Origin of the sequence: Paraburkholderia sp. SIMBA_053, assembly GCF_046534895.1 — a bacterium.
GTDB lineage: Bacteria > Pseudomonadota > Gammaproteobacteria > Burkholderiales > Burkholderiaceae > Paraburkholderia > Paraburkholderia caledonica.
Map to the genome: position 1 here is coordinate 1 of NZ_JAWRXU010001118.1, position 256 is coordinate 256.

Genomic DNA, 256 nt, shown 5'->3' on the forward strand with positions numbered 1-256 from the left:
GGCTGGCACGGCGTACACCACACGAACGCCGCGCAAACCGAAGCGAAACTCCGGGAACTGGGTCTTCCCGTATAAGACCGCGCTGAAGCGGGCCTCACTGTCCCAGCAAATTCTTCAGCGCGTTCCCAAGCCCTTTCACCGTTTCACCCGCGCCCTTCGCGACGCCCTCGGCGCTGACCCCGAGCGCCTTCGCGAAGTTCGCACGCAGCTCGGTCATCACGCTTTCATTGAGCTTGAACTTCGGGTCGCGCAGATT

1 pseudogene is annotated in these 256 nt (G+C 62.5%); it reads left to right on the forward strand.

What is annotated here, in order from left to right:
* A pseudogene (locus SB753_RS39110) lies at positions 1–75 on the forward strand (HAD family phosphatase); the annotation flags it as partial.
* Positions 76–256: the final 181 nt, after the last annotated feature.